This window comes from Marinobacter halodurans (assembly GCF_004327985.1).
Taxonomy (GTDB): domain Bacteria; phylum Pseudomonadota; class Gammaproteobacteria; order Pseudomonadales; family Oleiphilaceae; genus Marinobacter_A; species Marinobacter_A halodurans.
On sequence record NZ_SJDL01000046.1, the window covers coordinates 1 to 18,898 of the forward strand.

General features: G+C 60.4%; 20 protein-coding genes. 7 read left to right on the forward strand and 13 right to left on the reverse strand.

Features of this window, described 5'->3' with window-relative positions; genetic code table 11:
• Positions 1-65: 65 nt before the first annotated feature.
• The 9 genes from EZI54_RS25525 to EZI54_RS20740 form a co-directional block, all read right to left on the reverse strand.
• The gene (locus tag EZI54_RS25525) at positions 66-224 is read right to left on the reverse strand and encodes a GFA family protein (protein WP_479724282.1); all 159 of its coding nucleotides are present in this window, start codon (positions 222-224) and stop codon (positions 66-68) included.
• Between the two features lie 104 nt (positions 225-328).
• Positions 329-559: a hypothetical protein gene (locus tag EZI54_RS20705; protein WP_207389294.1), complete on the reverse strand. Its 231-nt coding sequence runs from the start codon at positions 557-559 to the stop codon at positions 329-331.
• Positions 560-726: 167 nt separating this feature from the next.
• Positions 727-1,008, reverse strand: coding sequence for a hypothetical protein (locus EZI54_RS20710; protein ID WP_131483804.1), 282 nt, complete (start codon positions 1,006-1,008; stop codon positions 727-729).
• A gap of 189 nt (positions 1,009-1,197) precedes the next feature.
• Positions 1,198-2,547 carry a Na+/H+ antiporter NhaA gene (gene nhaA / locus EZI54_RS20715; protein ID WP_131483805.1) on the reverse strand — a complete coding sequence of 450 codons (1,350 nt, stop codon included), beginning with the start codon at positions 2,545-2,547 and terminating at the stop codon, positions 1,198-1,200.
• A gap of 99 nt (positions 2,548-2,646) precedes the next feature.
• A complete protein-coding gene (locus tag EZI54_RS20720; protein ID WP_131483806.1) occupies positions 2,647-3,192 on the reverse strand; it encodes a PIN domain-containing protein in 546 nt (181 codons plus the stop codon).
• Between the two features lie 88 nt (positions 3,193-3,280).
• Positions 3,281-3,541 carry a DUF7683 domain-containing protein gene (locus EZI54_RS20725; RefSeq protein WP_131483807.1) on the reverse strand — a complete coding sequence of 87 codons (261 nt, stop codon included), beginning with the start codon at positions 3,539-3,541 and terminating at the stop codon, positions 3,281-3,283.
• Positions 3,542-3,726: 185 nt separating this feature from the next.
• Positions 3,727-4,032, reverse strand: coding sequence for a hypothetical protein (locus EZI54_RS20730; RefSeq protein WP_131483808.1), 306 nt, complete (start codon positions 4,030-4,032; stop codon positions 3,727-3,729).
• A gap of 703 nt (positions 4,033-4,735) precedes the next feature.
• Complete coding sequence (locus tag EZI54_RS20735; protein WP_131483809.1) at positions 4,736-6,457, reverse strand: bifunctional protein-serine/threonine kinase/phosphatase; 1,722 nt, start codon at positions 6,455-6,457, stop codon at positions 4,736-4,738.
• Positions 6,458-6,513: 56 nt separating this feature from the next.
• Positions 6,514-7,356, reverse strand: a complete 843-nt coding sequence (locus EZI54_RS20740) for a formate/nitrite transporter family protein (RefSeq protein ID WP_131483810.1) — start codon at positions 7,354-7,356, stop codon at positions 6,514-6,516.
• A gap of 424 nt (positions 7,357-7,780) precedes the next feature.
• Between EZI54_RS20740 and EZI54_RS20745 the strand changes: the two genes are divergently transcribed.
• From EZI54_RS20745 to EZI54_RS20765, 5 genes are all read left to right on the forward strand, one after another.
• The gene (locus EZI54_RS20745; RefSeq protein WP_131483811.1) at positions 7,781-8,662 is read left to right on the forward strand and encodes an AEC family transporter; all 882 of its coding nucleotides are present in this window, start codon (positions 7,781-7,783) and stop codon (positions 8,660-8,662) included.
• A gap of 187 nt (positions 8,663-8,849) precedes the next feature.
• Positions 8,850-9,935: an extracellular solute-binding protein gene (locus EZI54_RS20750; protein WP_131483812.1), complete on the forward strand. Its 1,086-nt coding sequence runs from the start codon at positions 8,850-8,852 to the stop codon at positions 9,933-9,935.
• 11 nt (positions 9,936-9,946) lie between these two features.
• The gene (locus EZI54_RS20755) at positions 9,947-11,032 is read left to right on the forward strand and encodes an ABC transporter ATP-binding protein (protein ID WP_131483813.1); all 1,086 of its coding nucleotides are present in this window, start codon (positions 9,947-9,949) and stop codon (positions 11,030-11,032) included.
• Positions 11,029-11,889, forward strand: a complete 861-nt coding sequence (locus EZI54_RS20760) for an ABC transporter permease (RefSeq protein ID WP_242674542.1) — start codon at positions 11,029-11,031, stop codon at positions 11,887-11,889. The genes EZI54_RS20755 and EZI54_RS20760 overlap by 4 nt, the downstream gene beginning before the upstream one ends.
• Positions 11,889-12,752 (forward strand): ABC transporter permease, encoded by an 864-nt coding sequence (locus tag EZI54_RS20765; protein ID WP_131483814.1) that lies wholly within the window; start codon positions 11,889-11,891, stop codon positions 12,750-12,752. Before EZI54_RS20760 ends, EZI54_RS20765 begins: the two co-directional genes overlap by 1 nt.
• Here EZI54_RS20765 and EZI54_RS20770 read toward each other — a convergent pair.
• Positions 12,749-13,114 carry a hypothetical protein gene (locus EZI54_RS20770; protein ID WP_131483815.1) on the reverse strand — a complete coding sequence of 122 codons (366 nt, stop codon included), beginning with the start codon at positions 13,112-13,114 and terminating at the stop codon, positions 12,749-12,751. The genes EZI54_RS20765 and EZI54_RS20770 overlap by 4 nt on opposite strands.
• The gene (locus tag EZI54_RS20775; protein ID WP_131483816.1) at positions 13,101-14,474 is read right to left on the reverse strand and encodes a GMC oxidoreductase; all 1,374 of its coding nucleotides are present in this window, start codon (positions 14,472-14,474) and stop codon (positions 13,101-13,103) included. The genes EZI54_RS20770 and EZI54_RS20775 overlap by 14 nt, the downstream gene beginning before the upstream one ends.
• A 210-nt stretch (positions 14,475-14,684) precedes the next feature.
• Between EZI54_RS20775 and rarD the strand changes: the two genes are divergently transcribed.
• A complete protein-coding gene (rarD, locus tag EZI54_RS20780) occupies positions 14,685-15,578 on the forward strand; it encodes an EamA family transporter RarD (protein WP_131483817.1) in 894 nt (297 codons plus the stop codon).
• 11 nt (positions 15,579-15,589) lie between these two features.
• Here rarD and EZI54_RS20785 read toward each other — a convergent pair whose 3' ends face one another.
• Positions 15,590-17,233: an aminotransferase class V-fold PLP-dependent enzyme gene (locus EZI54_RS20785; RefSeq protein WP_131483818.1), complete on the reverse strand. Its 1,644-nt coding sequence runs from the start codon at positions 17,231-17,233 to the stop codon at positions 15,590-15,592.
• 147 nt (positions 17,234-17,380) lie between these two features.
• Between EZI54_RS20785 and EZI54_RS20790 the strand changes: the two genes are divergently transcribed.
• Positions 17,381-17,851, forward strand: a complete 471-nt coding sequence (locus EZI54_RS20790) for an Lrp/AsnC family transcriptional regulator (RefSeq protein WP_131483819.1) — start codon at positions 17,381-17,383, stop codon at positions 17,849-17,851.
• Positions 17,852-17,906: 55 nt separating this feature from the next.
• Here the strand turns inward: EZI54_RS20790 and EZI54_RS20795 are convergent, their stop codons facing one another.
• Positions 17,907-18,878, reverse strand: coding sequence for an MBL fold metallo-hydrolase (locus EZI54_RS20795; protein WP_207389295.1), 972 nt, complete (start codon positions 18,876-18,878; stop codon positions 17,907-17,909).
• Positions 18,879-18,898 lie beyond the last annotated feature (20 nt).

The window sequence follows — 18,898 nt, forward strand, 5'->3', positions numbered from 1 at the left end:
AAAGAGCGTGCAGGGTAGACTTTGACATGGCGTATCATTCCTCTGTTGGTTGTGATCTGGCGAGATCAACCAACAGGATACGCCACCTCTTCAACTTGCCTCCATACACCAGAAATCACCATAGCTCTCCGGCACATTGAGCAATGACAGTTCAGGACATCGGTCAGCGGACCGTTGATTTCATATTGAATGCCTCCGCAGAGACAACTACCTGTTTGCTTCATTGATGCACCTCCTTGTGTGATAACGCTGAAATAAGCGGCGGCCCGACAGGGGCGTCCGGTGTAGGCCGCAGGCCGAAACGAACTTAATTGACTTGTTAAAAATTCTAGCCCCACTGCTCAAAAATATCGCCAGAGGCCAGAGCCTCCAGAAACGCCCGTTGCTCTTCAGTAACCAATTTGCGCGGGGTGTAACCGTGCTCGTCAGGTTCTGCCAAAAGCCTTGCTTGAGCTTCCCGCGCAACAGCAGACAAAGCTTCCTTCTCTCCTGGTGTCATAGCGGAAAAATACACGGATAAGTTCTCCTGGCATTTTACTGAGTAATCCAGGTCAATCACGTCCTCTCCGGCGAAAAGAACAAGCCAGAGATACTCGAAAGCGAGTTCAGCTAAGGTGTTGATGCGAATACCTCCATGATTTTTAACGCTTGCATAAACGGCGCCCGACTAGGGCGTCCGGTGGAGGCCCATCGGGCCGGAGCGTATTTGATGCACTGGTTAAATGCTCACGAACTCCGATGCCTAGCCCAGATATTGGAGTGGAAAAACTCCACGTCATCACCGACATCTAAGTTATCGAAAGCATCTGGATCATCAATGAACCGGCTTACTGTACCCTCGTAAGAATTACCGTCGATGGTATCGACGGTGACATTGACTCTACTTCCATCAACCTTGAGCGTTACCTCATCACCTGGCTCGATAGTTTGTGACAGACCCGTTTCGGGCTCATAGTCGCCGAAATACATGAGACCAGAATCGTCATCTGCACGGTAATCAAATTCCATGGTTGAACTTCCGACCGATGATCAATGTTGTGAGCTTTTAACGCCTCGCATCACCGGCAGCATAAAGCAGAGCGACGAGGAACGAGGAGCGGCGCTTTTTGCTGTCCGAGTGTATACGATTGTTAGCGCCCAATTTGTCAAAACGGGCTACGCCAATTGTCATTGCTCCATGCTCTTATGAATTGCACTTCAAACTTGACCGACTTCATGAGTTCTTCCACGGCCAGGCGACAACATTAACAGTGTGAGACCCGCCACTGCGGAAAAAATGGATGCAAGGAAGATTCCCAACTTAGCGCTGTCAATTAGGCTCTCGCTGAAAGCCATATTCGCAATGAACAGCGCCATGGTGAAGCCAATTCCTGCGAGCAAGCTACCGCCTGCCAGCAACCGCCAACTGAGTTCTGGGGGGCGAACCGCAATATGGAAACGTATAGCCAGCCAGCTAAACAACAGAATACCAACAGGCTTACCAAGCACGAAACCTAAGAAAATTGCCACGGTGACTGAATGACCAAGGTCATTTAATGTAAGTGGCAACCCGGCGTTGGCAAATGTGAATAGCGGCATGATGACGAAACCTACCCAGGGATGTAGACCAATCTCCAGGCGCTCTACTGGAGACAGCGTTTCACGTGCGGCAATCTCAGCCACCTGTAATGTCTGTCGATCTTTCGTATCCGCACTGCTATCACTACTGACCGGATGTGCGATAACCTGACTCAATATCGCGTACAAGCGCTCATCGCTGACCCATCGGCGGGCTGGAGTCATCAAACCAAGTATCACTCCAGTGATGGTGGCGTGGATGCCGGATGCATCCACTGCAAGCCAGATGAGCCCGCCCACCAGGAAATAGAGTGGAAAACCGCGAAAGCCGAGCATTGCCAGGACGCGTAAAATCACCAGGCCAAGCGCAGCCAGCGCCAACGCTCCCCAAATAATGTTGCTACTGTAGCCTAAGGCGACGACAAGAATGGCACCGATATCGTCAAAGATTGCCAAAGACAACATGAACACGCGTAAGCTTTTAGGTATGCGTGAGCCAAGCAGTGCCAGGCAACCAATGACAAACGCCGTGTCAGTTGCCATGACAGTGCCCCATCCATGCTGGCCGGATTGTCCTGATTGCAGCGCCAGATATATCAACGCCGGGACGATCATACCGCCCAGGGCGGCTGATATTGATAGAGCAGCCATGCGAGGCTTGTTCAACTCTCCGAGAATTAACTCCCGCTTAAGCTCCAATGCGACCAGAAAGAAAAACAGCGTCATCAGGCCATCGTTAATCCACTCGCGCAGCGAACGGGCAAAGTCGAACGACCCAAGCTGAATACCAATATGTATCTCCCACGCGTGTTCAAACGAGTCGGCCCACGGTGAGTTGGATAATACGAGTGCAGCAACAGTAAACAATAGAAGAATTGCCCCACTAGCTGACTCAATGTGCAAGAAACGCACGAAGGGTGCCGTCAGCCGATCAATAAATTCCTTTGGCAATCGGGTGGCTTCTTGATTTGTTTTCTTATCTGCATTCATAACGTTTTTTCAGCTGCCAAGCGCTAACGCCGCCAGCACGCGCGGCTTTGTAGTGAAGGCGCAGCCGCAACGGAAAAGCCGTCGCTGAGCCTGGCTTTGTTAACACTGGTACTCAATACTATCACCTGAAATCTTGACCAGATTCGCTGTAACCAACTGATTTAGTTGATTTTGAATTGCAACCTCATTTCCCTTTAAGCCCAAATGCGAAGCAATATGATTGCGAAGGCTCGTAACTTTTTGCGGGCGCTTCTCTTTAGGCTTGGACGTGAGACTCTGAACAAGTTTTTGAGTATCTGCTGGCGCACTTGCAACTTTTACCTGTTTACAGGGCCGACCACCATTTTTGATATGAGCAATAAGCGGTGAAAAGCCAGTGTCGTTACTCACGACTTCAAATGTTACTCCCGGAGAGGCTTGGCTATCGAATTTCCCGAGGTAATAGGCCAGATGAAAATCTAAATTATTTGCTTGGGTTGCCTTAAGCTGAACCACAACCAGATTGATAGGCTTATCATACTTGGTATCAGTGAAATCCAGTCTTGGCTGTTTGGCACCAAGGAATACAATTACCCGGTCATAACTCGAAAGATCGACCTTGCCGAGACTTCCGATGTTCTCGTAATCAATAAACGCCCATTTCATGGTCGATCTCCGTGAGTGTTAACGCCATGCGAAGCGGCCGGTTTGGAGGCGCAACCGCGCCGGAAAACCGGTCCGCTTGCGCTACTGGTTATACAGCGGAGGCCTCGACGTAGTACGAGCTACGGGAAAAATCCCATACGGGAATCATAGCCAGGTACTGTTTTAAGAAAGCTACGTGCTGTTGCCCGATTTCGTAACAATCAAACATTGGGTCTTCGTTTGAAGCACCAAACTTTGACTGAAAAGCCGCAAGCTCAAACGCCTCAAGCTCGTATTCTGCTAAAAGCTCTTCCGTTTCATTGGAATACTCTGTAACGAAACGGCGAACGCCAAATTCTTTATCAATCATCTTGCTGTATAACGCTCATGCGCAGCGGCCGGTTTGGCTCGCGCAGCGTGACAAACCGGTCCGACTGACGCGGCTGGTTAGAAGCCGGTTCACCCGATGGTTTCCGATCCACCCCTCAACTCGCATGCGACCTCCAAAGAAGCCCCGCACCTGCTCGCGATCCGGCACCGATACAAACCACCAAACTACCTGCCGTACTCAGGATTTACGACGAACAGCCCCACAAACTGGGCACGTTGCTGAAAACCAGAAAGAAGCCAAAACAGGCTTCCAAATTGAACGACGAGGTTGCGGGCGTTGGCCAAGTACCAAGCCAGAAACTCCACCCAACTTTCCGCCAAGGCCATATGCACCCAACCACCAGAAAATGACCGAGGGCCTTGGCTTTTAACGCTCATGCGCAGCGGCCGGGTTGGCGCGCGCAGCGTGACAAACCGGTCCGACTGACGCGGCTGGTTAGAAGCCGGTTCACCCGATGGTTTCCGATCCACCCCTCAACTCGCATGCGACCTCCAAAGAAGCCCCGCACCTGCTCGCGATCCGGCACCGATACAAACCACCAAACTACCCGGCCCACCTAGAATTTACGACGAACGGCCCCGCAAACTGGGCACGTTGCTGAAAACCAGAGAGAAGCCAATACAGGCTTCCAGATTGAACGACCAGGTTGCTGGCCTTGGCCATTACCGAAAGCCGGAAACTACTGCCCAATTTACCGCCAAGGCCCATGCACCGAACCACTATCAAGATGACCGAGGCCTTGGCTTATAACAGCTAATTCAACTGACTTTGTCGTATATCACCCACGCGGATAACTCCGCAGCGTGAAACGCTCCAATTTCAAAAAAGCGTAGCCCTTTCAGTCATATAAGGCCAGTAGTCGGCTTCACGTTTTTGGAGTTTTCCGACAAAGCGAGGATAACTCCGAGTCGTATAATACTCGGTCGCAAAAGCACCTATTCTGATAAAATAAGGAAGATCAGCGCGTTACATTTGTTAGCTTTTGCATGTTCCGGAGTTTTCGTGCATTCAGTCGCTGAACTCCGCATTTTGAGCGTGATCAACTCGTTTCTCACGATGTCCTGATCATCATCGTTGCCCATACGGCAAGCGAAAGTTCCGGTTTAGGGACGTTCGATCAGGGAGAGGCATGTGATAGCAATTGGGTAAACGAGGAAGGGGCTCTAAGTAACACTACCGCACCAACAGATAAACCACCGCCGCCGCCAAAATCGCCGAAATCCCCTGCCAAACCGCCACAGGATTCCGCTCCAGCAATGGAGGCCGGGTCTTGTTGAGGTACGCCTTGTTGGGGTGTCGCAAGTCGTAAGTAAACTCGGACAGCTCCTGGTAGCGCTTGTCCGGGTTGGGGTGCAGGGCCTTTTTCAGGGTTTCGTCCACCCAGGCGGGAATCGCGCGCTCGTCGTCGAGCACGCTCTGGTATTTCAGGTTGCGCTGGGCCGCGACGGTCCTGGCCTTGGCCACCTGTGGGCCGTAGGGAAAACGCCCGGACAGCAGGTGATAGGTGAGCACGGCCAGGGAGTAGAGGTCCGACCGCGCGGTGCCCACTTCCCCCATGAAATACTCCGGCGCCATATACAGCGCGGTGCCGGGCAGGGCGAGGGGATCGACGTCGGTGCGCGCTTCCTCGATGCCGGCCACCCGGGCCGCGCCCAGGTCGATCAGGCGCACGGTGCCGTGGGTGTCGATCATCACGTTATCCGGCTTCAGGTCCTGGTGCAGGATTTCCATCCGGTGCAGGGCGTACAGGCCTTTGCTGATTTGCTCGATCAGATCGCGCACCGTCTCCAGATCGGGCTGCGGGTGGTCGTTGAGCCACTGTTTGAGCGTTTGCCCCTCGATGTATTCGGTGACGGTGTAGAGGTACTGACGCTGGCGCGTTTGCGGCCCCGCCCTCATGACGTGCGCGCTGTGGACCCGACGGGCGATCCATTCCTCCATCAGCAGCCGTTCCAGGTAGTCCTCGTCCTGCTGCAGGTCGATGGACGGCAGCTTCAGCACCACCCGTTCGCCACTGTCCGGATCTTCCGCCAGATAGACATGGCTGCGGCTGGTGGCGTGCAGTTCCCGCAGGATCGTGTAGCCGTCGAAAGACGCGCGGGCCTCCAGCACCGGCGGCAAGGGCAGGTCGGCGATGGTGGCGTGAAAGTCGGGTGTCGTGTCCCGGGGGACCGAATCCACTCGCACGATTTGAAGGGTCAGGTTGTCGCGGCTGCGGTTGTCGAGCGCGTGGTTGATGACGCGTCGGGCGGCTTCGTCCAGATCCTCCGCGCACTCCCGGCAGCACTGGAGAATGAAGGCGGTCTCGGCGTATTCGTAGACGCCGTCGGTGGCGAGGATAAACAGGTCGCCCGGCCGGATCGCGACGGAGCGGTAATCGAGCTCGACCGTCTCGTCGATACCCAGCGCCCGACTCAGGTAATGCTCTTCGGGGGAGACCCAGAGGCGATGGTCGTGGGTCAGTTGTTCCAGCCCGGCATCGTTCAGGCGGTAGATGCGGGTGTCGCCCACATGGAACAGGTGGGCCCGGTCGGCCTTGAGCACCAGTGCGCTGAGGGTGCAGACGTAGCCGCGGTTCTTGTCGAAGCGGGCATCGCCGCGCTGGCTCTGGGAATGCAGCCAGCCGTTGGTGGCGGTCAGGACACGCTCCACTGCGTGGCGCACGGACCAGGCGTCGGAGGTGCAGTAATAGTCGTCGAGAAAGGCGCGCACGGCGGTTTCGCTGGCGATGTGGCTGACATCGCTGCTGCTGATGCCGTCGGCCATGGCCAGGGCAATGCCTTTGAGGTCCAGCATCGCGCCGGTCGGTATCTGGCAGCCGTGGAAGTCCTGGTTGGACGGTTTGCGCCCCCGGTCGGTGTGTTGACCGAGCGCGATGGTCAGCCGGTTTTCCATAGACGAGACAGCGGCCCCCGCCGCGAGGGCAGGGGCCGTGTTAGCAGGCAGACCGCTCAGGCAGCCGCCCGTTCGGCCGACGGATGCGCGGCGATCTTGCGCTTCGGCGCGGTCCGTACGTGGGTGGTGTACAGGGTCAGACCGGTGAAGGCGAGGCCGCCCACCAGGTTACCCAGTGCGGTGGGGATTTCGTTCCAGATGAAGTAGTCGGCGATGGAGAAGCCGCCACCCATGATCATGGCCGACGGGAACAGGAACATGTTCACGACGGAGTGCTCGAAGCCCATGAAGAAGAACAGCATGATGGGCATCCACATGGCCAGGATCTTGCCGGTGACGTTGGTGGAGATCATCGCGCCGACCACGCCCATGGAGACCATCCAGTTGCACAGCATGCCGCGGATGAAGATGGTGATCCAACCCATGGTGCCGTATTCAGCGTAGCCCAGCGTCCGCGCTTCACCGATGCCGGCGATCTTGGTGCCCACCGGTCCCGGATCGGTGCTGAAGCCGTAGGTGAAGATGAAGGCCATCATAAAGGCGACGGTCAGGGCGCCGGCGAAGTTGCCGAGGAAGACCCAGCCCCAGTTGCGCAGCACCTGGGCCACTGTGACGCCCGGGCGTTTGTCCAGCAGGGCCAGCGGCGTGAGCATGAACACCCCGGTCAGCAGGTCGAAGCCCATCAGGTAGAGCATGCAGAAGCCGATGGGGAAGAGCACGGCGCCGATCAGGAAGACGCCGGTCTGGACCGCGACCGTCACCGCAAACACCGCGGCCAGGGCCAGGATAGCGCCGGCCATGTAGGCGCGGATCAGGGTGTCGCGAGTGGACATGTAGATCTTGGATTCGCCGGCATCCACCATCTTGGTGACGAATTCCGACGGGACTAGATAGGACATCTTGGCTTCCTCTTGCGTGTGGTCACTTACGTTGTGTGGCCCTGCCTCAATCGGGCGGGCTTTCTTTTGGCGGGCACAAAAAAACGACGCCACACCGGGTCTGCGTTGCAGACGGATGCGGACGCCGTTGTCCGGTCGTGCTTCGGTTGTCTGGGCCGGGCGGATTCACCCGACGTCGTTGTTGTCAGAGCAACTCCCGTGCCCAATTTTCAGGAAGTTGAAAATTGCACTCGTTATCAACGTATTAGTGAGTTTCTTGAGGCGTCTGGTCGCCGCTTTCCTCAGGCTTGACGCCGAGGCATGCACAATAATGAATCACGTCGACACCATCCGGGTGCTTTGCCGAGGCCACTTTCATCGCGCTGCCAAGCCGGGGCACGCAAGGTACAATGCCCACCTTTGAAAGGATTCGGAGATTCCCGTTTTGTTGTCGGCCTACCTCAACGCGCTGTTTCCCGTCGTTTTCTGTGCCGTGTTGGGCCTGATCCTGGCCCGGCGGACCACGTTGCTCGATTCGCCGGCCCTGTCCCGACTGGTGACCCTGATCGGCCTGCCAGCGCTGATTCTCAAGGCCATGCTGGGGATGGATACGCCGATCTGGAGCGTGTCGGATACGTTGATCGCGATCCTTGCGGTGCTGGCGCTATCTGCGGTGGTGGGCGCGATCGCCCTGAAGCTGTCCGGGCTGGAGGTGCGCGGCTACCTGTCCATGCTGGTCAATCCCAATACCGGCAACCTGGGGATTCCGCTGGTGTTCTCGCTGCTGGGCGATCAGGCCCTGGTGCATGCGGTGGTGGTGTCGACCGTTGTCCAGATCAGTCACTTCACCCTGGGCGTCTGGCTGCTGTCCGGGCGCTTCTCGTTCAAGGCGATTTTCTCGAATGCCTCGATCATCGCGCTGCTGGTGGGGCTGGTCTGGGTCGCGACTGGCATCGAGGCGCCGGAAGCGGTGACCCGCACGCTGGATATCCTGGCGGGCATGACCATTCCGGTGATGCTGTTGTTGCTGGGGCGTTCGCTGGCTTCGATTAACCTGCGCGAGTTGGGTCAGGTGTGGCGGATTGTCGGTCTTTCCTTCGGCCGCGTAGTGCTGGGGCTGGGTTCGGCGCTGGCGGTGATCTCCGTCCTGCCGCTGGAACCCATCGTCGCCCATACCATCCTGATCCAGGCCAGCATGCCGGTGGCGGTGATCAGCTATATCCTGGCCAGCCATTACAACGGACCCAAGGATGATATTGCGGCGGTGATCCTGCTCAGTATGCCGGTTTCCCTGTTGGCGGTTTTTGCGGCCCTGCATTTCGTCTGATGGGACACCCGATCGGACCGATGCCCGGGAAACTTGATCCCGGGCAACCTCTTGGCGCGTTGCCTGCTCCATATTTCACAAAAATGACATATCTGGTCTATACCGTTCTGATAACCCAATGATTCCCGGTGTGTTCCATGACTGGTCCGTGCCGGGCAATAACCGGCGTTTAAGACGAGGACATCGCATGGACAGCCAGCCCAGAACCATCCTGACCCGCACCGGAGCGCTTGCCGCGTTCCTGACCGCAGCCGTTTTTTCCACCTCGACCCTGGCCGAGGAACTGCGACTGATCACCTGGGGTGGCTACGCCCCGGACGACGTGGTCGCCCAGTTCGAGAAAGAAACCGGCATCGATGTGAAGATTACGCTCTCCAACAACGAAGACATGATCTCCAAGCTGCGGGCCACGGGCGGTGCCGGCTTTGACCTGGCCCAGCCGAGCCAGGACCGGATCATCGGTGTCCAGCGCCAGTTCAACATCTACCAGCCCATCGACCTGGGCAAGATCGACACGGACCAGATCCAGCCGTCCATGCTCAAGGCCACCGAGAAATCCACTTCCCTGAATGGCAAGCAGTATGGTGTGCCGGCGGTCTGGGGCACCAGCGGCCTGATCGTGAACAAGGACGTGGCGGACACCGTCACCGATTACACCGACCTGTGTGACGATGCGGTGGCGGGCAAGGTCAGCTACCGCCTCAAGCGCCCGACGCTGATCGGCTTTGCCTTCGCGCTGGGCGAGGACCCGTTCGCCGCCTACGACGACAAGGACAAGTACCAGTCCATCCTGGCCAAGGTCGAGGACAAGCTGATCGACTGCAAAGCCAACGTGAAGACTTACTGGACCGGTGGCGACCAGCTGCTGGCCCTGATGCGCACCGGTGAAGTGAAGGCGGCCATGGCGTGGGACGCCGGCGGCTGGAAACTCCACGGCGAGAACCCGGACATCAGCTTCGTGGCTCCGAAATCCGGCGCCCTGGGCTGGATCGACACCTTCGCGCTGCCGCGTCGCAGTGAAAACGTGGACGCCGCCTACAAGTGGATCAACTTCGTGATGCAGCCGGAAATCGCCGCCAAGATCACCAACCAGTCCGGCAACTTCACCGCCTCCAAGGGCGCCGATGAATTCGTGAAAGCGGACCTGCGCGATGCCTATCGCCAGAGCTTCGACGAAAAGGCCCTGAACAACATCAAGTGGTACCCGCCGGTGCCGCCGGGACTGGAAGCCATGGAAGGGCAGGTGCTGGACCGCGTCCAGGCTGCCAACTGATCGGATCGTCCATGGCCTCCGATCTCTTCTGTACCGACCTGGTCCGCCGCTTCGGTGATCACACCGCGGTGGACCGGGTGTCCCTCGACGTGCCTGCGGGCACCTTCTTTTCCATCCTGGGCCCGTCCGGCTGCGGCAAGACCACCTTGCTGCGGCTGCTGGCGGGGTTCGACCGGCCCGACAGCGGCGAGATCCAGATTCGCGGCGCCCGCATGAACGACGTGCCGCCCAACAAGCGGCCGGTGAACATGGTGTTCCAGCATCTGGCGCTGTTCCCGACCATGTCGGTGGGCGATAACATCGGCTACGGCCTGCGCCGCCAGAAAGTGCCGGCGGCCGAACGCACCAGGAAGATTGCCCGGGTGCTGGAGCAGGTGGGCCTGCCGGGTCTGGAAGACCGCAACCCGCAACAGTTGAGCGGCGGCCAGCGCCAGCGCGTCGCTTTGGCGCGTTGTCTGGTGCTGGAACCCACCTTGCTGCTGCTGGACGAACCCCTCGGCGCGCTCGACCTGAAGCTGCGCGAGCAGATGAAAGTCGAGCTCAAGCACCTGCAGAAAGCCTTCGGCACCACCTTCGTGTACATCACCCACGATCAGTCTGAAGCCATGGTGATGTCGGATCAGGTGGCGGTGATGCGCCAGGGCCGATTCGATCAGGTGGCTGCACCGGAAACCCTGTACCGCAATCCGGCGACGCCGTTTGTGGCGGGCTTCGTGGGCGACAACAATCGGCTGTCCGGGGATGTCATCTCGGTGGACGGCGACCTCGTTCGTCTTCGCCTCCAGAGCGGCGAGGAAGTGGCCGGCCGGATCGCGGGTGAGGGCATCGCAACCGGCCGCCGGGCGGACCTGTTCATTCGTCCGGAATCCCTGGTGATGAACGGGGCGGTGCCGGACGGCTACAGCCGCATGCAGGCGACTGTGACGACGACCCTGTTCGACGGCGCCAACAGCCGGATCGAAGCGGGCGTGGCGGACCAGACCATCTTCGCTCGGCTGCCCCAGGACGGCTCGGTCTCGAACCTGTCGCCGGACTCGGCCATCCAGCTGGGCTGGGACCCGCAGGGGGCCACGGTATTTGCCGGAGAGCCCGTGTGAGATCGAGCGCGAGCAAGCTGTCCCTGTGCCTGTTGATGACGCCGTTTGTCCTCTGGATTGTCCTGCTGGTGCTGCTGCCCCATCTGCAGATGCTGCGGGTGTCGTTCCACGTGCGGGAAAGCTGGGACACGGTGACCCTGGGGCTGGAGCAGTACCAGAACTTCTTTTCCGAATCCTATTACTGGCGGACCTTCGTGCGCACGGGCGTGATGTCCCTGTTCACCACTTTCCTGACGCTGGTGATTGCCTTTCCCATTGCCTGGTACATCGCCCAGCTGGCCCGCGGTCGGGCCAAGGGCTTCCTGTTTCTGGCGTGCCTGATTCCGTTCTGGGCCAGCGAGCTGGTGCGCACCTACGGTTGGATGATCCTGCTGCGCGAGAGCGGCCTGTTCAGCACCTGGCTGCAGGCGCTGGGGCTGGCGGACGGTCCTGTGGAAATGCTCTACAACGACGCCGCCGTGATCATCGGTCTGGTCTACAACGGCTTGCTGTTCATGGTGGTGCCGCTGGTGACCACGCTGGACGGCATGGACGAAAACCTGGTGGAAGCCGGCTACGATCTGGGCGGCAACCACTGGACCGTGCTGCGGGAAATCATCGTACCCTGGGCCATGCCTGGCGTGGTGTCCGGCTGCATCGTGGTGTTCATGCTGACCCTGGGCAGCTACCTGACGCCGATCCTGATGGGCGGCAAGGACAGCGCCTGGTTCACCGAGCAGATCTTTACCCAGTTCATCACCCGCTTTAACTGGGAGCAGGGCGCCGCGCTGGGCGTGCTCCTGCTGGTGCTGTCGTCGGTGATCGTCTGGCTCGGGCTGCGGGTAACCGGGCAGAACCTGCGTAAGGTGATGGGCTGATGATTCGTTCCGTACCCCGCTCCGCCTGGTTCGACCGGATCTATCTGGCGTACCTGATCATTTTCTTTATCTACCTGGCGCTGCCGCTGACGGTGACCGCGGTGTTCGCCTTCAACGACGCGTCGTTTCCGTCGCTGCCCTGGAAAGGCTTTACGCTGGACTGGTTCTTTGCGGACGGCTCAAACGGGCGCACCGGGCTGTTCCATGACGACGGCCTGCTGTCCGCCCTGTGGGTCAGCGTGGTGATTGCTTTCTGGGTGACGCTGCTTTGCGTGTTCCTGGGCTGCGTGAACGCCATCCTGTTCGAGCGGCTGGAGTTTCGCGGCAAGGAGTTCCTGTATCTGGTGATGCTGCTGCCGCTGGTGATTCCCGGTGTGATCCTGGGCGTGTCGATCCTGGTGTTCTACAGCGGCATGGCCAATTCGGTGTCGCAACAGTGGGGCATCGAGCTGGATATGTTCCGGCCCGGCATGCCGTTGGTGGTGGCGGGGCAGGTGGCGTTCATCACCACCCTGTGTACGCTGGTGATCGCCGCCCGCCTGCGCAAGTTTGACCGGCAGTTGGAAGAAGCCGCCCTCAACCTGGGCGCCACGCCGGTGGTGGCCTGGTTCACGGTGACGCTGCCGTGGCTGCTGCCGTCGATCTTCGGCGCGGCGGCGATGGCGTTCCTGATGTCGTTCGAGAATTTCAACACCACCGTGATGCTGACCGGCAGTGACACGCCGCTCACCGTGGCGCTGTTCAACCGGCTGCGGGAAGGCTCGACGCCGGTACTCAACGCCGTTGCCCTGTTGCTGATGGTGGGCTCGGCCCTGCTGGCGGTATTGGCCATGGGGCGCGGTTCCACCCGCAAAGCAGGTTAGCGCCCCAGGGTCGGTTTATGGACCAGATAGGCCAGGTTATAGAGCGCCAGTTCTGACGGGCTGTAATAGAACCCCTGGTACTGGATCATCGCTTCCTTGCGGGCGAGGCTTTGCAGTCTGGCGGGGTCGATGCCCCGCTGCGGGGAAATGATACCGCTCCTACGGAGGCCGTCGTACAGGGCACGGCTGTTCAGGCCCTGCGAACTGGCGCTGAACCGGACATCGGCCAGCTCGGCCAATTGTTCGGACAGGCTGACCATGGCCGCGTCCACGGACCTTTCTTCTTCCACCCAGCGGGTACAGCCGGTCAGGCCGAGCCCGACAACGATTCCCGCGCCTTTCAACAGGTCACGACGCCGCATACGCATTCCCTCCCAGTCGAGTGGCCAGGTGATCGCCCAGGCGCAGGGTCAGGGCGACGATGGTGTAGGTGGGGTTCGACGCGCCGCCGGCCGGGAAGACGGACGAGCCCGCCACGTAGAGATTGTCTGTGGTATGCACCCGGCCGTTGCCATCGACCACGGACTGGCGGGGATCGCTGCCCATCCGGGTGGTACCCATCAGGTGACCGCCGCTGTTTAGCCGGAAGCTGGGCTTCAGGGTGGAGGGGCGGCCCAGACCGCTGCGCAGCAGGGCTTCGGCAAACAGCCGCCAGGTCCGGTGGGCCTGTTCCCGGAAGCGGAAATGGAACTCGATGCGCGACAGGGGCTGCCCCAGGGCATTGAGCTGGTCGCTGTCACCGACCCGGTTGGCCGGATGGGGTGCAATCTCGGCGCGCAGGCTGACCGGAGTGAACAGGGCTTCACGGCGTCCACCCAACAGCGGCTCCGACACCAGTTGCTGCAGGTTGAAGTCGGCACTGAACGACAGCACGTCATTCGCCACGCAGTAGCGGTCGGCCAGTTGCAGCGCGTGGACGGCATTGGCCTGGCGGTCGACCACGTCCTGCATGCGGCCCCAGTCGAGGTACATGTCGGCCACCGCGTACAGGTGGGGATGCTCCATCAGGCCGACCCCGACCGGTAACGAGCGGCCAATCCCGGAGAGTTGCAATAGCCTCGGGTTGCCGACGCCACCGCAGGCCAGAACGGTGGTGCCAGCCGTCAGCCGGACCGGCGACCGGGCCATGTCCAGGGAATCCCGCAGGAGCAGGCTGCGCACGCGGGATCCGGAGTGTTCCAACCGGGTGCAGGTGTGGCCGAGGATCAGGTCGATCCGGGGATGGCTGATGATCTCTTCGCCGTACTTCTCGTTAAAACGTACCGGCGGGCTGAGGTAGAACGGCTTGTAGACGATATCCCGCGTGCCTTCGATCGCGGCATGGGGACGCCGGTAGGCGTTGTCCGGCAGTTCAAGCATGGCCGCCGCAGCCGGGTACCAGCGCTCGAGTTCGGTGTAGGGGATCGGCCAGTCGCCGGCCAGGAAGGCGCGCTCCTCCAGCACGGCACAGAAGCCGCCCCAGATGGTGGAGCTGCCGCCGAAGCGCCGTTGGGTGTGCATGGGAAAATAGGCCTCGCCCAGGTCGCCATCGAGTTGGGCGAGGGCCAGGGCCTGGACGGTTGGGGCCGCCTCCAGCAGGCCACTTTCCAGCAGTCCGATGCGGAACGGGGTGAGTCGGGCCAGTCTCAGCGCCAGCGTAATGCCAGCCGGACCACTGCCAATAATCGCCACGTCGTAGTGGCGGTTTTCCGGATCCAGGACCAGCATCGTTGTGTGCCCCATCGCCCGGCCGAACCCGGATGGGCGGCCTGTCTGAATTATTGGCCAAAGCGGGGAGTTTGGCACCTGTTATTGATGAGGATGCTGAGTGTTCGAAGGCGAAGGCACCTGAGGAATTGAAGTAACTGTGTCGGTACAGCGGTCGCTAACTGTCCCTTTTCGCGGCTGGTGGCTGTGCTAAGTTGAGCCTCTTTTTGGGGGGAGTTGCAGCGTATGTCAGCCACCACATCAGAGACCACCAGGGGCGTACTGTTCGGGCTGGCGGCCTACATCATGTGGGGCTGCTTCCCGTTGTTCTTCGCCCTGTTCCAGGATGTGCCGGCCTACGAAGTGCTGATCCATCGGATCATCTGGTCCAGCGTCTTCCTGGCCGGCGTGATCTGCGTGCTGCGCCGCTGGCAGCCGGTGCGGGCCGCCTTCGCCAATCCGCGCAAGCTGTGGCGGGTGCTGGGTTGCGCCATCCTGATCGCCACCAACTGGGGCATCTACATCTACGCCGTGGAAACCCGGCACGTGTTGCAGGCGAGCCTGGGCTATTTCCTGACGCCGCTGGTGAACGTCGGCCTGGGCATGCTGGTGTTGCGGGAGCGCATGGAGCGGCTGCAGGGCGTGGCCGTCGGTCTGGCCAGCATCGGCATCCTGATCCAGTTGGTGTTGCTCGGCAGCCTGCCGTGGATCACGCTGGTGCTGGCCATGACCTTCGGCACCTACGGCCTGCTGCGCAAGCAGGTGGAGCTGGACGGCCTGTCCGGCCTGTTTGTGGAAACCCTGCTGTTACTGCCGGTCGGGGTACTCGCCCTGGGCTGGCTGAGCCACCTGGAATTGTCTCACTTCGCCGTCGCCCTGCGGCCCACGGTGCTGTTGATTGCCAGCGGTATCATCACCGCGTTGCCGCTGCTGGCGTTTGCCGGTGCCGCGCGGCGCCTGCGACTGGCCACCGTGGGCTTCCTGATGTACATCAACCCCAGCCTTCAGTTCTTCATTGCGCTGTTCATCTTCAACGAGCCGCTGAGCGAGATCCAGCTGTTGAGTTTTGTGCTGATCTGGACGGCCCTGCTGCTGTATTCCTGGTCGTCCTGGACCTCCCATCGGACAGCGACGGCCTGAGCCGGGTGGCCTCAGGCTACATCCTGGGGCCGTACAAACCAGCGCAGCGCCTCGGCTTCCGGTGACAGTGCCAGCGTTTCCGTATCGTCCGTTGTTGCACCGTCCTTCAGGATCGCCTCGCCGGCCACCAGATAGTCACTTAGCGGGCGCTGGTTCCGGCCTTGCGCCGCTTCGCCCGACTGACTGAAATCGATATCCGCCAAACTCTGTAGTGGCGCCCGCCCGGCGTGGTGCCGCCAGGTACCGGTTGTGCGATCGTAGCGATAGGCCGGCAGCAGGCGCCAGCCGTGTTCGGCGACCAGGGTCACGGCGCGGACCAGGTAATGGAAGGTGGCTTCGTCGATGAAGTAGTTGAAGTTCAGGCGCGTCCAGCCCGGCCGGAGCAGCGGCTCGCCGGCCACCACCTGCGCTTCGATGGCCTGGCTGGTGGCGTCGTCGATGTTCAGCAGGGTGTGGCCGTAGGGGCCGGCGCAGGCGCAGCCGCCGCGTGCCTGGATGCCGAACAGGTCGTTGAGCAGGGCAACCACGAACCCGTAATGCAGGTGCCGCTCCCCATGACGCACCCGGAACGACACGATGGAAAGCCGCGGCACGTCCGTCGGCCCTAGGATCTCGAGGTTGTCGATGCGCTGCCAGTCAGCCAGTGCCCGTTTGAGGAAAGCCTGTTCCCGCGCTTCGATCGTGTCGGTGCCGACCGCCTGTTGCAGGCGGAACACCAGGCCGGCCCGGATGGACTCGATGATCGCAGGAGTACCGCCTTCCTCGCGCCGCTCCGGGTTGCTGACGTAGCGATGCGAGGCCGAGGTCACGTAGGACACCGTGCCGCCACCGGGTACCGCCGGCACCCGGTTGTTCAGCAGGTTCTTTTTGACGACCAGCACACCTGGCGTTCCCGGCCCGCCGATGAACTTGTGGGGCGAGAGAAAGACGGCGTCCTTGGCATGATCGCCATCTCCCTGCATGTCGATCCCTACATAGGGGCCGGCCGCGGCGTAGTCCCAGAAGGCGAGGGCACCGTGCTGCTTCAGCAGCCGGGTCACCGCCTCCACGTCGGTCCGGATGCCGGTGACGTTGGAGGCGGCCGAGAAGCTCCCGATCACCCGTGAGCGACCCGCATGGCGTTCGAGCTCCGCTTCCAGCGCCCTCAGATCCAGTTGTCCGCGCGCATCCAGGGGAATGCGGACGACGCGGGCGATCGTTTCGCGCCAGGGCAGTTCGTTGGAATGGTGTTCGTAAGGGCCGATCAGGACCACCGGGCGGTCCGATTCCGGAATGTGTTCAGACAGCCTGTGCTGCCCATCCAGGTCCGCCGGCAGGCGCAGGTTGAGGATGTCGATCAGCTTGTGGATCGCCGCCGTGGCGCCGGACCCGCAGAAAATCACGGCATCGTCCCGGGTGGCGCCGACCGCTTCGCGGATGGACTCGCGGGCATGCTCCCGGTAGGCCGTGGTCTGGGCGCCGGTGAGGGAGGTTTCGGTATGGGTGTTGGCGTAATAGGGCATCACCCGATGCCGGATGACGGACTCGATCATCTCCAGGGAGCGGCCGGAGGCGGTGTAGTCGGCGTAGACCAGCGGCCGCTCCCCGAAAGGCGTGGACATCAGGTGCTGCTCGCCAATCACGGCTTCGCGGATGCGGGAAATCAGGTCGGTCATGCGTTTGGCCCTGTTATCGAAAGTCTTCCCAGTTTACGGCGCAGGGCGCTGCACATTGTTCCTGATTTTGCGTTAATATCGATGATCATCGAACGATCGTTTCATGTTATATAAATATTGAGGAAAAATTTTCCAGGAGGGCAGGGCATGCTGGACAGACAGGATCGGCAGTTGCTCGAGTGGCTGCAGCGGGATGCGGGATTGTCCGTGGGGGAGCTGGCGGACAAGGTGGGTATGTCGAAATCCGCCTGCTGGCGGCGCATCCAGAAACTGGAGTCCAGTGGCGTCATTGACCGGCGGGTCACCCTGCTGGACCCGGAAAAGCTCAACCTGCCGCTCACGGTGTACATCTCGATCCGCACCAACCAGCACAACGACCAGTGGTCCAAACGGTTCCGGGAGGTGCTGGCGGACATTCCCGAAATCCTGGAAGTGCACCGCATGAGCGGCGACCTGGACTACCTGATCAAGGCGGTGGTCACGGACATGCCCGGCTACGACCGTCTGTATCGCCAGATCATCCGGGCCAACCTGTCGGACGTCAGTGCCAGCTTCGTGATGGAAACCATGAAGCACACCACGGCACTGCCGTTGACCCATCTGCCGCCGGAAGCCTGAGCCCACAAAAAAGGCGCCCCGTGTGGAGGCGCCTTCCAGGCTGGTTGCGGGTTGCCTATTCCGGTTTGACCGGTTCGACCATCGCGTCGTAGTTTACCGGGATGAAACGATAGCCATCGCCCGCGTCTTTCAGGTGGCCCATCCCCGGGAACGACAGGTGGGCGGATCCCACCAGCGTGCGGGATTCCACGGCGTTATCGAACGCCTTCTCGCGGGCATCGACAGCCTGTTCCGGATTGCTGTCGAACTGGATGGCGATGGACGGTTCGGCAAACTGGACCGATCCCACGTGGATCAGGTCGCCCATAAGTACCAGGCTCTGGCCTTCGCTTTCCACCCGGTAGATGCTGTGGCCCGGTGTGTGGCCGTGAGCGGGGATGGCTTCGATGCCCGCCACCAGGTCGGTCTTGCCGGTGAACGGTTTGAAGTGACGGCTTTCCACATAGGGATTGAGGGAGGCCATCGCCTCCTTGAAGAAGTCTTTCTGGTCTTCCGGCGCGGCGTCCATCTGGTCCTGGCTCAGCCAGTAGTCGGCGCCGGCCTGTGACGCCCGTACCGTGGCGTTGGGGAAAACGGCCTTGCCATTGGCGACCAGGCCGCCCACGTGATCCGGGTGCATGTGGGTGATGTAGATCTCATCCACGTCATCCGGTGCGTAGCCCGCCGCTTCCAGGTTGCTTTCCAGCTTGCCCAGCGTCGGACCAAACAGGCTGCCGGCGCCGGTATCCACCAGTACCAGCTTGTCGCCGGTATTGATCAGGTAACCGTTTACCGACGTTTCCAGCGGGGCAGACAGGAAGTGCTCGTGCAGGACTTCCCGGACGTGATCCTCGGAGGTGTTCAGGAGCAGCTTGTCGACGGGGAGTTGAACGGTGCCGTCAGACAGGGCGGTGATTTCAAAATCGCCCAGCATGTTGCGGTAATAGCCGGGGGCCTGGGTCTTGACCATGGGGGCATCGGCTTGTGCGGTGCCCGCTCCCAGCAGGGTGACGGCCAGCGCGAGCGCCGTATTGCGATATGGATGCATTACAATTCCCTCCAACATTG

What these genes read in the sequence shown, in the direction of transcription:
- EZI54_RS20740 (WP_131483810.1), bottom strand. Translation starts at nt 7,356, where the DNA reads ATGTCCTATCTAGTCCCGTCGGAATTCGTCACCAAGATGGTGGATGCC.
- nhaA (WP_131483805.1), bottom strand. Translation starts at nt 2,547, where the DNA reads ATGAATGCAGATAAGAAAACAAATCAAGAAGCCACCCGATTGCCAAAG.
- EZI54_RS20755 (WP_131483813.1), top strand. Translation starts at nt 9,947, where the DNA reads ATGGCCTCCGATCTCTTCTGTACCGACCTGGTCCGCCGCTTCGGTGAT.
- EZI54_RS20725 (WP_131483807.1), bottom strand. Translation starts at nt 3,541, where the DNA reads ATGATTGATAAAGAATTTGGCGTTCGCCGTTTCGTTACAGAGTATTCC.
- EZI54_RS20735 (WP_131483809.1), bottom strand. Translation starts at nt 6,457, where the DNA reads ATGGAAAACCGGCTGACCATCGCGCTCGGTCAACACACCGACCGGGGG.
- EZI54_RS25525 (WP_479724282.1), bottom strand. Translation starts at nt 224, where the DNA reads ATGAAGCAAACAGGTAGTTGTCTCTGCGGAGGCATTCAATATGAAATC.
- rarD (WP_131483817.1), top strand. Translation starts at nt 14,685, where the DNA reads ATGTCAGCCACCACATCAGAGACCACCAGGGGCGTACTGTTCGGGCTG.
- EZI54_RS20720 (WP_131483806.1), bottom strand. Translation starts at nt 3,192, where the DNA reads ATGAAATGGGCGTTTATTGATTACGAGAACATCGGAAGTCTCGGCAAG.
- EZI54_RS20750 (WP_131483812.1), top strand. Translation starts at nt 8,850, where the DNA reads ATGGACAGCCAGCCCAGAACCATCCTGACCCGCACCGGAGCGCTTGCC.
- EZI54_RS20710 (WP_131483804.1), bottom strand. Translation starts at nt 1,008, where the DNA reads ATGGAATTTGATTACCGTGCAGATGACGATTCTGGTCTCATGTATTTC.
- EZI54_RS20770 (WP_131483815.1), bottom strand. Translation starts at nt 13,114, where the DNA reads ATGCGGCGTCGTGACCTGTTGAAAGGCGCGGGAATCGTTGTCGGGCTC.
- EZI54_RS20790 (WP_131483819.1), top strand. Translation starts at nt 17,381, where the DNA reads ATGCTGGACAGACAGGATCGGCAGTTGCTCGAGTGGCTGCAGCGGGAT.
- EZI54_RS20775 (WP_131483816.1), bottom strand. Translation starts at nt 14,474, where the DNA reads ATGGGGCACACAACGATGCTGGTCCTGGATCCGGAAAACCGCCACTAC.
- EZI54_RS20795 (WP_207389295.1), bottom strand. Translation starts at nt 18,878, where the DNA reads ATGCATCCATATCGCAATACGGCGCTCGCGCTGGCCGTCACCCTGCTG.
- EZI54_RS20765 (WP_131483814.1), top strand. Translation starts at nt 11,889, where the DNA reads ATGATTCGTTCCGTACCCCGCTCCGCCTGGTTCGACCGGATCTATCTG.
- EZI54_RS20785 (WP_131483818.1), bottom strand. Translation starts at nt 17,233, where the DNA reads ATGACCGACCTGATTTCCCGCATCCGCGAAGCCGTGATTGGCGAGCAG.